9 protein-coding genes and 1 pseudogene are annotated in these 14,558 nt (G+C 70.0%); 3 read left to right on the top strand and 7 right to left on the bottom strand.

Features of this window, described 5'->3' with window-relative positions:
• Positions 1–112: 112 nt before the first annotated feature.
• A complete protein-coding gene (locus ACZ6EJ_RS14510; RefSeq protein WP_469267267.1) occupies positions 113–1,255 on the top strand; it encodes a Fic family protein in 1,143 nt (380 codons plus the stop codon).
• A gap of 13 nt (positions 1,256–1,268) precedes the next feature.
• Here the strand turns inward: ACZ6EJ_RS14510 and ACZ6EJ_RS14505 are convergent, their stop codons facing one another.
• The 3 genes from ACZ6EJ_RS14505 to ACZ6EJ_RS14495 all read right to left on the bottom strand — a co-directional run bounded on the left by ACZ6EJ_RS14505 (position 1,269) and on the right by ACZ6EJ_RS14495 (position 6,924).
• Positions 1,269–2,123, bottom strand: coding sequence for a tyrosine-type recombinase/integrase (locus ACZ6EJ_RS14505; RefSeq protein WP_469267265.1), 855 nt, complete (start codon positions 2,121–2,123; stop codon positions 1,269–1,271).
• Positions 2,124–3,463: 1,340 nt separating this feature from the next.
• Complete coding sequence (locus ACZ6EJ_RS14500; RefSeq protein WP_469267264.1) at positions 3,464–6,502, bottom strand: caspase, EACC1-associated type; 3,039 nt, start codon at positions 6,500–6,502, stop codon at positions 3,464–3,466.
• 5 nt (positions 6,503–6,507) lie between these two features.
• Entirely contained in the window at positions 6,508–6,924 is a 417-nt protein-coding gene (locus ACZ6EJ_RS14495) for an effector-associated constant component EACC1 (protein ID WP_469267262.1), read from the bottom strand.
• Positions 6,925–7,289: 365 nt separating this feature from the next.
• Between ACZ6EJ_RS14495 and ACZ6EJ_RS14490 the strand changes: the two are divergent.
• Positions 7,290–7,408, top strand: a pseudogene (locus ACZ6EJ_RS14490) (IS110 family transposase); the annotation flags it as partial.
• Positions 7,409–7,616: 208 nt separating this feature from the next.
• On the opposite strand, the gene ACZ6EJ_RS14485 reads toward ACZ6EJ_RS14490, so the two are convergent.
• The 3 genes from ACZ6EJ_RS14485 to ACZ6EJ_RS14475 form a co-directional block, all read right to left on the bottom strand.
• Positions 7,617–8,387, bottom strand: coding sequence for an alpha-ketoglutarate-dependent dioxygenase AlkB (locus tag ACZ6EJ_RS14485; RefSeq protein WP_469267261.1), 771 nt, complete (start codon positions 8,385–8,387; stop codon positions 7,617–7,619).
• Positions 8,371–9,600 (bottom strand): hypothetical protein, encoded by a 1,230-nt coding sequence (locus ACZ6EJ_RS14480; RefSeq protein WP_469267260.1) that lies wholly within the window; start codon positions 9,598–9,600, stop codon positions 8,371–8,373. The genes ACZ6EJ_RS14485 and ACZ6EJ_RS14480 overlap by 17 nt, the downstream gene beginning before the upstream one ends.
• 260 nt (positions 9,601–9,860) lie before the next feature.
• Positions 9,861–10,226 (bottom strand): YybH family protein, encoded by a 366-nt coding sequence (locus ACZ6EJ_RS14475; protein WP_469267259.1) that lies wholly within the window; start codon positions 10,224–10,226, stop codon positions 9,861–9,863.
• A gap of 96 nt (positions 10,227–10,322) precedes the next feature.
• Here ACZ6EJ_RS14475 and ACZ6EJ_RS14470 point away from each other — a divergent pair, with 96 nt between their 5' ends.
• Positions 10,323–11,210 carry a LysR family transcriptional regulator gene (locus ACZ6EJ_RS14470; protein WP_469267257.1) on the top strand — a complete coding sequence of 296 codons (888 nt, stop codon included), beginning with the start codon at positions 10,323–10,325 and terminating at the stop codon, positions 11,208–11,210.
• A 46-nt stretch (positions 11,211–11,256) separates the two neighbouring features.
• On the opposite strand, the gene ACZ6EJ_RS14465 is transcribed toward ACZ6EJ_RS14470, so the two are convergent.
• Positions 11,257–14,556: a right-handed parallel beta-helix repeat-containing protein gene (locus tag ACZ6EJ_RS14465; protein ID WP_469267290.1), complete on the bottom strand. Its 3,300-nt coding sequence runs from the start codon at positions 14,554–14,556 to the stop codon at positions 11,257–11,259.
• Positions 14,557–14,558: the final 2 nt, after the last annotated feature.

The following is a 14,558-nucleotide window of genomic DNA, read 5'->3' as shown; positions in this document are numbered from 1 at the left end:
GGCTGCACGTCACGGCCAAAAAGCCCACAGCAGCGACGGAGCTGCGGGCAAGGACAAGGAATCACATCAGCGCCAGGTTGACTCCATGACATAATTATCGTGTCATGAAGTCATGCTGTACGTAACGCCCTCCCTGGACGCCGACGACCGCTGCGCCCTCGACGAGATCGAGAGCATGCGCCGCTCCCTGCGCCACATGCTCCGTGCCACCCCACGCTGGACCCGCCAGCTGCGCCGCAACCTCACCGCCCGCGCGATCGCCGGATCGAACACCATCGAGGGGTACGCGGCGACGGTCGACGACGTAGAAGCCCTCATGTCCGGTGAGGAACCACTGGAGACCGGGGATAGGACGCGTGCCGAGCTGGAGGGCTACCAGCGCGGCATGACTTACATCCAGGCCCTCGCCGACGCCGGAGACGACTTCCGGTACGACGCCGGCCTGCTCAACGGGCTGCACTTCATGCTCCAGGGCCACCACCTCGACAAGCGCCCCGGCCGCTGGCGCGACGGACCCGTCTACGTCACCAGCCCCGATGACCCCCTGGTTCCCGCCTACACCGCACCGGACCAGGCGGACGTCCCCGCCCTTATGGCGGAGTTCATCGACTGGCTTAACGAGGGCGACCTCGACGCACCCGTCCACGTCCGCGCCTCCATGGCGCACCTCAACCTCGTCAAGATCCATCCGTGGAAGGACGGCAACGGGCGCATGTCCCGCGCCCTGTCCACTCTGGTGTTCTCCCGCGAGGCTCTGATGCCGCCCGAATTCTCCTCCATCGAGGAATGGCTCGGCCGGGGACAGAACACGTACGCCTACTACCAGATCCTGGAGGACGTGGGCGGCCCGCACTGGAGCCCCGAGCGGGATACCCGCCCCTGGATCCGGTTCTGCCTGACCGCCCACCATCGCCAGGCCCAGCAGGCCCAGCGCCGCTTCGACGTCATGTCGCAAGCCTGGACCCGTCTGGTCGAAGGTGTCGAGGCCGCCGGTTTGGACGAGCGGGTGGTCTATGCCCTGCTGCCCGCGTTCTCGGACGCGAAGGTGCGCCGCACCGTCTACCAGCAGGACGCCGATCTCAGCGACCAGCAAGCCATCCGCGATATCCGTGAGCTCGTGGCCCGTGGTTGGCTCGTCCCCCACGGCAAGGCCCGCGCCCGCTACTACGCCCCCGGGCCCCTCATGGAGCCAGTCCGGGACGAGGTCCGCCAGTCCATGGAGCCGTACACCGACCCCTACCGGCGGGAGCGGTGACCCTCACCGACGATCACGCGATCAGGGTGGTCGAGACGTCCGGCATCTCGTCGAGTCGCTGCCGCAGATCTTGCTCTTGACCACTGATGCATTGGGCGTACGTGGCGAACAGCATGGCAACGCTGGTGCCGGCCCACTCGGCCACCTGAGCAGGCGGAATGCCGTTGTTCAGCCACATCGTCAGCCTGGTGTGCCGCAGGTCGTACACGCGTTGTCCTGTCGGTGACGCGTATACGTGGGGTGGCAGAGTTGCCCTACGGGCGTGATCCCACATACGGCGGTAGACAGAACCGGCGAGAACTCCGCCGCGTTCCCCGGGAACGAGCCGATCGTCGGGGAGCAGGCTCGCCTCCTGGATACGCGCCCGCAAGAGGGTGGACAAGGTCGGAGGGCACGGCACTATGCGCGTTTCACCCTCTGCTCTGGCTTTCAGACGTCGCTGATCGTGCCGGGTTCCACTGTCGGTCCACGTGCGCCCGATCTCGGGCTCTGCGGTGTGGACCACGATGTCGGCCCACCGCCCTACCTCCGAGGCAGGCAGGACAAGGTCCGAGACACGCAGCGCGACCGCTTCTTCTGGACGTAGCCCCGTGAAGTACAACGTGGCGAAGAATGCTTGCAGTCTTTGCCCGCTGCGCGGCCTGCCGCGGATCCAGTCGAGCAGCTGCGCCGCCTGCCGCTCGTTCAGCAGACGGCGTCGGTCGATCGCACTGGCAGACCGCTGTGTGAGGTTCCGCGACTCGGGAACAGGGTCGGCCATCAGAATGCCGCGGACGATCGCATACCTCATCAACAGATGCAGGACCCGTCGATGCCGCTTCACGGACGAAGCGGCCGCCCGTCTCCCGTCCAGCAGCGTCCCCAGCACCAGTAGACACGTCCTGGACAATGAGCGGATCGGTCCAGGCGTCCATGGTCGGAGTGTGCCGTCGCACCCAGCCGAGCACTGCGACCACGTCATCCGGGGCCTCGCCGCGGCGTTTGGTATTGAACGCCCAATCGCTCAGGGCCGTACGGACCCGGCGGGAAGGGACGCCCGGTGGATCCCGGTCCATCAGCGCAGTGGTGACGATCATCAGCGTGCGAGCCGTGTTCTTCCGGTGATTCGCCGACACACGCGGCCACTGGGCGTCCGTGAACTGGACGGCGAATTGATACCAGCCGACCGAGGAAGCTCTCGGCTCATGCCGGTCCGGCAAGCCGGTCGACATGCTGAACGGCTCTCCGGCGTGCGTCGCGGTCACCAGCTCCGCTCGGAAACCGTCGGCCAGCGCGAACGTCTGGAACGTCTTGCGATGGCGCTTTCCACCGACGGACCAGCGGACCCCGTAGGACTCGCGCAGCTTCCCGGAGCCCCGTTCGATCTGCCAGACCCTTACGTCAAAGGTGGTATCCATGGTCAGCGCCTCGATCAGGTCTCGCCCGTGGCGCCCGTAGTCAAGGAAACGGGTTCCTGAATCGCTACGGACTCTCCCTCCATGATCCCACCACCAGTCAGCAAGCAAGATCGTCCCAAATGCGTCCCCCAAAACAGCTGACGATGCGTCACTGAGCTATAAAATGCCAGGTCAGGACGGTAGAGATAACGTTAGAATAAGTGCCTTCTAAGCGCTTGGCCGCAGGTTCGAGTCCTGCCGGGGGCGCCACCGACGCCGCAGCAACTGAGCGACGTTTCCGCAGGTCAGACTGCGCCTGATGGCTTTCCGAGGCACACCGGGCCCTTCCCCGCCGCTGGGGGCCGAGTCCGGCTGGCGCCCGCCGGAACCGGCGTTCTACGGGTCCCCCCGCGCGTCCCACAAGCTCAGGGCCCCGGGAAGCCCCTCCAGACGCTCCCCATGCTCGGCGAAGCCGCCCCGGAACCCGCCCTGCGCAAGGCTCAGGGGCCGCTCTCGACGCCGGCACAAGGACGGGCACGCCGCTGCCGGCCCATGCGGCAACCCGGGCCCGCGGGAGGCCGCTGTTGAGCCAGGTCGCCAGCAGGCGTGCCGCAGGTCGTGCACGCGTGCATTCGCGCAGTGCCGCGCAAACCCTCACCGGTTCGAAGTGGACCGGCAGAGGCGTGCGCAGCGCGGTCACCGGCCCGAGCGTGTCCTCTGGGCCTCGCGAAGCACTCTTCGACGGGCCGGCAGGGACTGGCAGCGAGGAGCAGTCACCCAGGACCGGGCCAACGACCCACCTGCCCGACCCCACGACAAGAAGCGTGCGCGATCAGCCTTGACACTCCGTCAGCTCCGGCGGCGCCGGCGCGTGTTCGACCGCCATCAGACCGGACAGGTGTTTCCTGTACATCTCCTGCCAGTCGCCACCGGCCATGATCTTCCGAAGCGCCGAGCACACCTCGACTTTCAAAGACGGCTTCTCGGGACGCATGGCCACGCCGTAGTTCCCCACGCCCTCCAGATTCTCCAGCCGCCGCACCTTGCCCGGGTTGGCCCTCTCGTACCCGGCGAGGAGGATGTCGTCCGATGCCACCGCGTACACATCGGACTTCGGGTCCACCAGCTCGTCCACGCAGTTCTGGAGGGTGGGCTGTGACTTCGCCAGGGTGAAAGCTTGCTTCGGCAGCTCCATCTCGTACGTGGAGCCACGTACGGTGCACACGCCAAGGCCCAGGGAACGCAGGGCGCTGGAGTCGTTGATCGTGTACTTGCCCGTTTCCTCGCGGACCAGGAAGCTTCGGCCCGCCTCGTAGTACGGGCCGGCGAAGTGGATGCCCCGACTTCGGTCACCCGTGATGGAATAGGAAGCGATGACGAGGTCAACCTGCCCGGAGCGCAACGCGCTGCTCCGATTACCGCTCGACACAGGGGAAAATTCGACCTCGGCGTTTCCGTATCCCATTCTTCGGGCGATCTGGCGGGCCATATCGACTTCGAAGCCCGACAAACGTTTCGTCTTGTGGTCATACACACTCAGGCCGGGTTGATCCCCCTGGATGCCGATGCGCAACAGAGGGTGCGAGACCTTCCACGCTTCTGACTCGCCCCTGGACTCGCCGTCCCATGCGAGCCAGCCGGCCGTGAGCAGCAGGACCGAGCCCAGGGCGACAGCAGGCAGGCCCATTGCTTTGTTCCGTCGGCGGGCGGCTTGGGTGCTGGCGTTCAGGAACTTGCTCTGCAGGGGCGTGGGGTGGCTGTGCCGGGTGGAGCTCGCGGCCCATTCCTGGGCCAGACCGAGGCGCGACCCGCGATACAGGTGAGCAGGGTTACGGTCGTTCCGATCCCAGACGTCGGCGTCTTGTGCGAGCCGTTGGTGAATACGCAGTCCGGACCGGTCATCGTTGATCCACTGGCGCATCCGCGGCCAGGCGTGAAGCAACACCTCGTGGGTGATGCAGACGGTTCCCGCCTCGACGGTGACCAACTGGGCGTCGACCAGGCGCTCCAGAACCTCAGCCGCGTTCTCCGGACGGGTCGAGTCGTGGAACAGCCGGACGCGATTGGCTCGACGGCGGGTGTCCTGGGTGCCTTCTCCGATGTGGACCAACTGCAGTAGCAAGGACCGGGCTATTTGCTGGTCGGTGGAGTCGAAGTGACCGTAGATCGCCTCAGCGGTGTTCTCGACCGAGTTGCGAACATAGCCTGCGGCCGCGTATCCGGCCACGGTCAGGGAGCGTCCCTCGCGATGCTGCCAGGTGGCACGCAGAACGTGGGAGAGAAGCGGCAGCGACTCCGGGTCGGAGCCTTGCGCCGTGTCGTCGACACCAAGATCGCGCAGCAGGATCTCAGCCAGCCCCGGTTGCAGTTCCAGTCCGGCGACCCGAGCAGGCTCCGAAATGGCCTCTCGCAATTCGTGGGAGGTCATCGCCCCGAGGAAGAAGGGGTTGTCGCGTACAGCGCGCCGCAGTTCAGGGTAGGCGGCGCAGTGGTCGGAGAAGTCCGATCGCAGGCCCAGGACCACCAGTGCGGGCGGCTCGTCTCCACCTCCGCCGGCGGCGGCACACAGAGCACTGACGAATAGCTGGCGTTCGCGTCTGTCGACGCACTGGGTGAAGACTTCCTCGAACTGGTCCACCACCAGCACCAGGCGTGATCCGGTGATCGCCGTCCGGCCGGCTCGGGCCCGCAGCATCTCGCGGATGACCGCGGCGAGGCGAAGCGGGTCCCTTTCGAGCTCTTCGCGCAGCAATGCGCCCGGACCTCCGCCGAGCCGCTCCAGACGGGTGGCCACTTCCGTCAACGGGTGCTCGGTCGGGGTCATGAGCAAGTGCGGCCACGTTCTGGATCCGGGTGCCGGCATCGCCCCCTTGCTCAGAGCGGGCAGCAGACCCGCGCCCAGCAAGGAGGATTTGCCGGCCCCGGAGGGACCCATGAGGACCAGCGGGTCGGTGGCGTCCATACACCCAGCCAGCCTCCCGGCCAGCTCGGTGACCACGTGTTCTCGACCGAAGAACCACTGCGCCTGGCTAGGACCGAACGCGGCCAGACCCGGGTAGGGGCACGTCTGCGGTGTCACATCCTCACGAGCGCGGACCGGCACCGGCAGGACGGGCGGCGGAAGAGGCGGCCGGTAGGCGGGGTTCGGACACAACACCAAGTCGTCGATCCACTCGCTCGCGCGGTGACGGGGGCGGGGAAAGCCCCGCGCGGGAAGCATTCGGTCCAGGTAACGGTAGGCGTGACGTAGCGTCAACTGTTGCGTGCCCTCCGGGTCGCCCTCGGAGAGCAGGCGGATGAACTCACCCGTGAAGGCGGTGTGCGGGGCCCCCGGTGTGGCCAGCGCCAGCTCGTCCCTGGCCGCCGCGGCCAGGACGTACCCGCCGTGAACCCGAGCCAGGTCCACCTCCTGATCTTCGGTGCTTCCCAGGACGCCCACGGCCCGCCCCGAAAAGCAGCAGTCGAGCACGACGATGATGGAGCGCGCGCCCGTCTGCAGCAGGGACGCACGCACCGCTGTGTAGGCCAGCGCCGTGTAGGCCACCCAGCCTGGGCGTGCGTCAGTAGCGACGGTGGCCAGATACAGCTCGCCGGCGGGATTGACCAGCCCGTGGCCCACGTAGTAGATCCACAGCACGCCCTCAGCACGTTCGGCCTCCTGGGCGATGGCGATCCCCAGCTCCGTCGGGTTCGCCGGGTCGCGGATCACGCGCAGGTTCTCCTCAGCCAGTCCGCAGCGCTCGACCAGCACCTGCCCCAGATCGGCCAAGGTGCCCGTCACTGCCGGCACCGGCGGCAGGCCGGAAGTTTCGCTGTGCGAACTGGTACCGATCAGAAGCACTCGCGTACCGGGCGCGCTCAAACTGGTCATCGAGACTACTGTCGAGGCGACACAGCCGGCTCGACCTCATCGCCCACGACGGTGGCGGGGCCGCCCTCCAGTGTCCGGGCCAACTCGGAGACCAGCTCCCGCACCTCTGCCACGTCCGTTCCACGCACCCGTTGGGCCGAGACCTCCACGCTGGTCCCGTCCTGCCGGGTCAGTTTGCACGTCACCTCACCGGTGCGATGCCGCATCCACGCGATGACGGCACTGGCCAGCACCGCCGACACCCCGCCCGGGGCCAGGGCGATGGCGAGCATTTCCGGGACCGCACCAAGAGCACCGGCCGGCGGCGGCGATTGCATCAGCCGCACCCGGCCCCGGAGCTCCCCCTCGACATTCAGCCACTCATGCAGGGAACGCAGCTCATCCGCCATTCCTGCTGCCGTGATCGCGACTGTCACGTTCATTCTTCGCTCCCCCTGCAATCCGTAGAGCATGACGGCCAGGTCCATCCGCAGGCGAAGACAGCGCTGTCGCTGTGCCCACTCAGATGCCTTGCCGGAGAGCCAACATTAGCGGGAGAACAGTTGCGCACGAGGTGACTTGCGGATTCACGCTCGTAGCGTTACCTCATGACGATCGTTTCAGGCCTGGGTGGCGATTCATCGGCAATAGATGTGCGTCAAAGTGGCCCGATCTCATCCCTCGTGTGAGGATGCAACCGGCGGTATCCATGTCGGCGCAGCCACCAGAACAAGGGGACCCGCGCGCGAGCACACCACACGAGCCGAGGCCGGCACCGTAAACGCCCGGTAGGCGGCACAATTTCGAGATCCAAGACGTGGCGTGTCCCTTGGCCCGGATGTCGGCAGGAGCACGCACCACGGTCACGGTCTGACGTCGTCCGGGAAGAACGCCTTCGACGAGCCGCTGCCCGAAAGCGAGCCCAAACGGCCGGCCACGGCACCGGCCGACCGCGGCTGCGACCACGACGAGTACCGCCGCCTGGTCCCGGCTCTCGGCGTGCAGCCGCAGACCGCCCGTGGGCGCCGAGCACGGCTCCGGGTTCGGCACCCAACGCTGGGGCGCGGGGATCGCGTTCGCCCACCTGCACTGGTCCCGCCGCCTGGAAGGTACGCGCCGGGCGCCCGTGTGCGGGTCAGACGGGTGGCAGCAGGTCGCTCTCGCTGACGGTGTACGTCAGCAGGGGGTAGCGGAAGTCCGTCTCCCTGTTCTCGCGGCGCCGGAGTGCGTAGAACTCCTGCCTCTGCTCCTCGTCGGCCACCGTCAGGCGCGCGCCGCCCGGCAGGCGTACCTCTCCGTCGTGGAAGCGCACGACGGTCTTCGACGTGCGCAGCGTCACCCCCAACCACGGGTTGTCCGCCGCCTCGACGGGCGCGTCCCAGACGATGCGGTGCCTGAGCCGCCGGTTCGCGGCGAGGGAGAACGCGACGACGCTGTCGTGGGCGAGAGGGATCGCGAACGTCTCGCCACCGGGCTCCTTCGTCTCGAAGACCAGCTTTCTCGACGGGCTCGCCTCGGGACGGGCGTAGCAGGAGAAGACGGCGATGAACGAGTCGTCGGCCAGATCGAGGGCCTGGTCGGAATGGCCGCCCATATTCCTGTAGGCGTTCGTGTAGCACTCGACGAGAGCGTTGTCGAAGCCCGCCGGAAGCGCCGCGCGCTCCCGCACCCGCCGCGCCAGCCGTTCGTGCACCGGCCGGAAGCGCTGCGCCGGGTTGCCGTAGCGCGTGGTGGTACGGACGAGAGGCACACCGCCCGTCCCGTCGATCCTGGTGAGCACGGCGCCCCGCCGGCCCTTCCCGACGTCTTCCAGAAGCGTCGCCGCGGACAGCTCCGTGAAGGAGTCCTCCTCGGCCGGCAGGGCGAACGAGAGGACGCCGTCCGGGAGCCTAGACCCGAGGGGCAACGTAGTCTCCGGTGTTCATGCTGAAGGGGAACGCGTCGCCGTAGTCGATGAAGGACGAGGTCTTGTTCTCCTCGGCGTACAGCCTGCGCAGCTCCGCCACGCCGTCCGGTGTGGGCGGCCCCAACTCCACCGGGCCCTCTGCCGTCCTGAGGAACGTGCGGCCGTTCCTGTGCACGGCTTCGGCGCTCGAACAGCGCACCACGTACCCCAGGCGGGTCGGCAGCACGTCGGCGTCCAGTGCCGAGGGCCGGATCTCGTGCGTGTACAGGCGGTTGGTGGACAGCGGCATGAAGAACACCGAGCCGGGGTGGAGGGTCACGGTGAAATGAGGGGGGAGCGGGGCCCCGGCGTGTTCCTGGGCCGGCTCCTTGAGGCGGAAGCGCAGCCGGGTCAGCGCGCTGACGCCCTTCATCCCGTAGTCGAAGGCGTCCTCGGCCAGGGGCTCCAGCCCGTCGAGCCGGTCGTAGAAGGTGCAGAAGGCCATGACGCCGTTGGCCGGCATGTCCTTGGTCTTGTCGGCGTGGGCCGAGATCCTCGCCTTGGACTGCTTGCGCTCCGCCGTGGCACGGGTGTTGTGGTAGGTCTGCGCGAGGACGTGGTTCAGCGGCGCCTGGTCGCGGAAGACGGCGGCGGCCTCGCGGTTGAGGGCGTCCACGATGTACGTGTCCGTGGGGCGGAAGTTCTCGGTCGGCCCCGAGAGGTTCGTGGAGCAGCGGAGCAGGCGGAAGCTCAGTGCGTCGCCGCTGCGGGTGACGGGCGTCAGGTAGATCCCGCTGCGGTGGGCCGTTCCCGGCTTGGTGGACTCCGTCAGGGACTGGAACGCGTGCTCCGCGCGGATCCGTCCGAAGTGGTCCGCGTCGCGTTCGAAGAAGCGGCGGTAGTGCACGCCGACGCCGTGGACGCGGAGGGGGACGCGGCCGACGCCGACGACGGTCCACGGCTCGTCGGCGTCCTCGCGGTAGCCGCGGGACAGCTCCCGGACGACGAACACCCGGTCGGCCGCCGCCAGTCGGCCGCGGTCGGCCCCGGACAGGTCGCCGCACAGGTAGACGGTCCTCCCCGTGAGGTCGGGCGCGCCGGAGGCGAGGTCCTCCGGCGTGAGCACCGTCCCGAAGAAGTCCCGCACCACCGCGTCGCCCCGCAGGGTCGACGGCGCGACCAGGAGGTTGTCCGCATCCTCGATGCGGGCTTCCGTCAGCTCTGTCGTGCGCATCGGTACCACTCGCCGTTCGCGTATCGCGGTGCGCGGCTCACACCGGTGGACATGGCAACGGCCCGGCCCCTCCGTCCGCGTGACGCACCGCGGCGAAGGGTGTCGGACCAGGGGGATTCGATGCTCTCACGGGGCCCTGCGGCGGGCAACGGGGTTCTGGCGGCGGCGGTACGCGCCGTACGGGCGGTACGCCGGGCCGCTCGGCGGGGCCTGCGCCGGCAAGGCCGCTCGACGTGCGCCGAGCGGCCCGACCGCCGGTCTCAGCGGGTGGGAGGGGTGAACTCCGGCTGGTCGAGCAGGCGCAGCCAACTGCCGTCCGCCTGGCGCCGGACGACCTGGGCCCGAGCGCCCGACCCGTCCCGCGGCGGGGTCGAGGTGAGGGCGATGTCGCCGCTGACCAGCGTCGGCAGCGAATCCTCCAGCTCGAACCGGGGATTGCCGGCCAGCACCTTCTCCCACAGCACGCGGATCGCCTCCCGGCCCACCGTCCGCTCGCCGGGCGGGTAGGCCAGCACCGCGTCCTCTTCGTAGAGGGCGGCGACCCCGGCCGCGTCACCGGCGTTGGACCGCTCGACGAACAGGCGGGTGATGTCCTCGGGGCGCATGGCCTTCTCGTGCTCCGGCATGGCTTCCTCCTCGCTCGGCTTCGACGCCTCCCAGCCTGCTCGGGCCCTGATCAGAAGTCCAACAGATGATTCTCATGGCAACTAGAATCCCCAGTCATGGAGCTGAGGCAGTTGGCGTACTTCGTCGCGGTCGCCGAGGAGCGGAACTTCACGCGGGCGGCCGAGCGGATGCACATCAGCCAGTCCGGCGTCAGCGCTCAGATCCGCCAGTTGGAACGGGAGCTCGGCGCCGAGCTGTTCGACCGGTCGGCGCGCACCGCCACCCTCACCGTCGCGGGCGAGGCCGCGCTCGAACACGCCCGCGCGGCGCTCGCCGCGGCCGAGGCGATGGGCCAGGCGGTGAGCGAGGTGACCGGTCTGATCCGGGGGCGGCTCACGGTCGGGATGGTCATCGGCTGCACGGTGACGCCGCTGTTCGACGCTCTCTCCGCCTTCCACCAGGCGCACCCCGGCGTGGAGATCACCCTGCTGGAGGACCATTCCGACCGGCTCGTGGAGGGGGTGCGCGCCGGCGCGGTCGACCTGGCTCTCATCGGGACCACCGCCGCCCCCGAGGGGCTGGAGACGCTGACGATCATCAGCGAGTCGCTGGTCGCGGCGGTTCCGGCCGGGCACCCGCTGGCGGAGCGGCGGCGGGTCACCCTGCGCGACCTGGTCGCCCACCCGATCGTGTGTATGCCGCCCGGCACCGGTCTGCGCGCGGTGTTCGACCGCGCCTGCGCCGCGCAGGGCCTGCGCCCCGCGATCGCGCTGCAGGCCAGCGCCCCGGACGCCGTCGCCGACCTCGCCGCCCGCGGCCTCGGCGTCGCCGTCCTCAGCGACTCGATGGCGGCGCACTACCGCGACCGGGTCGTCGCCCGGCCCATCGACGACGCCGAAACGCCCGCCCTGCTCGCCCTCGTCTGGAGGAGCACGCCCGGCCCCGCGCTCCGCGAGCTGCTGGTGCACGGCCGACGGGCCTTCGCGGCGCCCGCCCCCGCGTAGGACGGCGTCCCCGCGGGAGCGACCGAGCGCCTCGGCGCCGGGCGCGTCAGCGCGGGGAGAGGTCCTCCGGCAGGAGCAGCCGCAGGTCGTCCAGGCTCGGCAGCGCGACGGTGCTCAGCCGTCCCGCCTGCTGGGTCATCATCTGCTCCAGCGTCTGGCGGGCCAACCGGGCGTTGCCGAACGCCGCCCCCCTGGGGAGGGAGTCGAAGTGGGCCCGCAGCGCCTCGGCCGTGCCGGGCGCGCACTCGTAGCCGTTGTCGGCCGCGTGCAGGGAGACGATCGTGACCAGTTCGTCCGAGGAGTAGTCGGGGAACTCGATGCGGCGCGGGAAGCGTGAGTCGAGGCCCGGATTGGAGTCCAGGAACCGGTGCATCTCGGCGGTGTACCCCGCCGCGATCACCACCACCTCGTCGCGGTGGTCCTCCATCAGCTTCAGCAGGGTGTCCACCGCCTCCTGGCCGTAGTCCGAGGAGCCGGGGCCCGAGCGCGGCGTCAGGGTGTACGCCTCGTCGATGAACAGCACGCCGCCCAGCGCCCGTTCGAACGCCTCGCGGGTCAACTGCGCGGTGTGCCCGACGTACCGGCCCACCAGGTCCGCCCGGGAGACCTCGACGAGCTGGCCGCGCGGCAGCACGCCCAGGTGGGCCAGTATCTCGCCGTAGAGCCGGGCCACGGTCGTCTTGCCGGTGCCGGGCGGGCCGGAGAAGATCAGGTGGTTGCTGATCCGGGGCGCGGGCAGGCCGGCCTCCTTCCTCCGGCGCGCGGTGGCGAGCAGGTTGACCAGGTCGCCCACCTCCCGCTTGACGGAGGCGAGGCCGATCAGGGACTCCAGCCGCAGCAGCGGGTCCTCGTCCTGCCCCTCCTTCGGCGCGCCGCCCTCCGGGGCGCCCACGTCCTCGGCGGTCAGCACGGCCAACTGCCGCTCGTCGGCCTCCGGCAGGGCGGCCAGCCGGGACGCCTGCCGGTCCACCATCTCCTCGAAGACCTTGCGGGCGGTACGGCCGTTGCCGAAGCCCGCGTCGCGGGGGATCCGCTCGAAGCGGGTGAGCAGGACGGTCCGCGCCGCCGGGTCCAGTTCGTAGCGGTGGCCGGTGCACATCCGCTCGACGATCGTGACCAGCTCCTCCGAGGTGTAGTCGCTGAACTCGACGCTGCGGGTGAACCGCGAGGCGAGACCCGGATTGGACGCCAGGAAGTCCGTCATCTCCTTGGGGTATCCGGCCGCCACCACCACCACGTCCTCGCGGTGGTCCTCCATCAGCTTCACCAGGGTGTCGATCGCCTCGCGCCCGAAGTCGGCGCCGTTGCCGCCGCTGTCGGAGAGCAGGGTGTACGCCTCGTCGATGAACAGCACGCCGCCCAGCGCCTTGGTGAACGCCTCGGTGGTCTTGATGGCCGTGCCGCCGATGATCTGCGCCACCAGGTCGGCGCGGGACACCTCCACCAGGTGCCCGGAGCGCAGCACGCCGAGCGAGGCGAGGATGGAGCCGTACAGCCGGGCGACGGTGGTCTTGCCGGTGCCGGGCGGGCCCGCGAAGATCAGGTGGCGGCTCATCGGCGGCGCGGGCATCCCGATGCTCGCCCTGCGCTGCGCCATGCGGTTGAGGTTGATCAGCGTCAGCACCTGCTGCTTGACCTCGTCGAGGCCGATCAGCGACTCCAGTTCGGCCACCGGGCCCGAGTCGGAGGGGGCGGCGGACCCGGCCGGGGCCGCTCCGCCGGGCAGCCGCCCGTCGCCCGCCGCCTCCGCGTCCTCGGCGGTGCCCCAGGCGTCCGGGGACCCGTTCTGCGCACTGGCCAGCCCCTCGACGGAGAGCCGGTCGCCGGCCACCGTCTGGCGCACCCCGCTGCCCCGGTTGGAGCGGACGGTGCAGCCGGCCAGCGAGACGGCGTCGTCTCCCTCGACGCGGATGCCGTCGGCGCCCGAGCCCGTCACCTCGCAGCCGTTGAGGGAGGCGCGGGCGCCCGCCGCCACCAGGACGCCGCACTCGGCGGCGTCCGTCACCACGGCGCGCACGGCCGCCAGGTCGCCCTCGGCCTCGACGTGGATGCCCGCCTTGCCGGACTCCGTCACCTCGGTGTCCCGCAGCGTGAGCGTGCCGAGCGCCCCGAGGTGGATGCCGGCCCCCGTGGAGGCGCGCAGCCGGCCCTTGCCCACGAACAGGTTGCCGTGGCCGGAGACATGGACCGCCGAGTCGCCCGACCGCTCGACGGCGCACTCCTCCAACCGGCCCCGGCCGTCCTTGACGACCTCCACGCCGTGTCCGCCCGCCCCGACGACCGAGGCCCGCAGCAGCAGCGGGTTGGCGCCGGTGCGGATGAGGATGCCGGACCCGGCGCTGTCGCGCACCTCCAGGCGGTTGAACTCGGCCGACGAGTCCTCGTCGAGCAGGACGCCCGTCCCCTTGGCGTCCCGGACGACGGTGTCCGTCAGCGTCGGCGAGGAGAAGCCGGTGACCCGTACGGCCGGTTCCTCGGCGGCGGTGAACGCGCACGACTCGAACGTGCCCCGACTGCGCTCGGCGACCAACAGGCCGTGGCCTCCGGTCCGTTCGGCGGTGCAGCGGTTCAGCGTCGGCGAGCCGCCGCCGCCCAGGACGAACCCGTGCCCGCTGGTGTCGCTGACGGCGACGTCCTCCAGGACGACCGGTCCGGTGCTGTTCACGAAGACGCCGACGACGGACTTGCGGACGGTGCCGCGCGCCATCCGGACCGAGCTCTCCTCCTCGACGGCGACGCCCGGCTTGCCGGTCGCCGAGATCGCGCAGTCCTCCAGGAGGACGTGCGCCTGGCCGTTGGCGAGGACGCCGTTGCCCTTGGTGTCCCTGAGCCGGCTGAGGCGCGCGGTGATCCTCCCCCGCTCCCCCGCCACCACGGCGGACGTCCCGAGGTGTTCGACGACGCAGTTCTCCAGGAAGCTCTCGACCGTCGAGGTGGTCACCACGCCGGCGCCGACCGGGTTGCTGATCCGGCACTGCCGCAGCACGAGCGCCCCGCCCTCGCGCGCGTACAGCGCCGACCAGGCCGAGCCGTGGATGTCGCAGCGGTCCATGGCGAGCTCGCCGCGGGGCGCGTCGACCACGGGCAGTTCGTCGTCGTGCCCGCGCAGCACGAGGTCCCTGACCATCACCGCGTCCCCGAGGAGCGTCAGCGCCGTACCGCGCCGGGGCGCCAGTTCGACCGTCCCGGACCCCTCGGAGGCGACCAGGGTGATCGCCGCGGAGACCGTCAGGCTCTCCTCGTACCGTCCCGGAGCGATGCTGACGACCGCTCCGGCACGGGCCCGTGCGACGGCCTCCGCGACGGTGCGGTGGTCGCCCGTCCCGTCGGCGGCGACGATGAGCATCT

The organism is Streptomyces sp. NPDC041970 (assembly GCF_055588985.1).
The sequence above is the reverse complement of the archived record's forward strand: the minus strand, read 5'-3'. Positions and strand labels throughout refer to the sequence as shown.

Bases quoted from the DNA above. Each gene is read 5' to 3' on its own strand.
- ACZ6EJ_RS14470 (WP_469267257.1), top strand. From the start codon at position 10,323: ATGGAGCTGAGGCAGTTGGCGTACTTCGTCGCGGTCGCCGAGGAGCGG.
- ACZ6EJ_RS14480 (WP_469267260.1), bottom strand. From the start codon at position 9,600: ATGCGCACGACAGAGCTGACGGAAGCCCGCATCGAGGATGCGGACAAC.
- ACZ6EJ_RS14510 (WP_469267267.1), top strand. From the start codon at position 113: ATGCTGTACGTAACGCCCTCCCTGGACGCCGACGACCGCTGCGCCCTC.
- ACZ6EJ_RS14465 (WP_469267290.1), bottom strand. From the start codon at position 14,556: ATGCTCATCGTCGCCGCCGACGGGACGGGCGACCACCGCACCGTCGCG.
- ACZ6EJ_RS14495 (WP_469267262.1), bottom strand. From the start codon at position 6,924: ATGAACGTGACAGTCGCGATCACGGCAGCAGGAATGGCGGATGAGCTG.
- ACZ6EJ_RS14475 (WP_469267259.1), bottom strand. From the start codon at position 10,226: ATGCCGGAGCACGAGAAGGCCATGCGCCCCGAGGACATCACCCGCCTG.
- ACZ6EJ_RS14500 (WP_469267264.1), bottom strand. From the start codon at position 6,502: ATGACCAGTTTGAGCGCGCCCGGTACGCGAGTGCTTCTGATCGGTACC.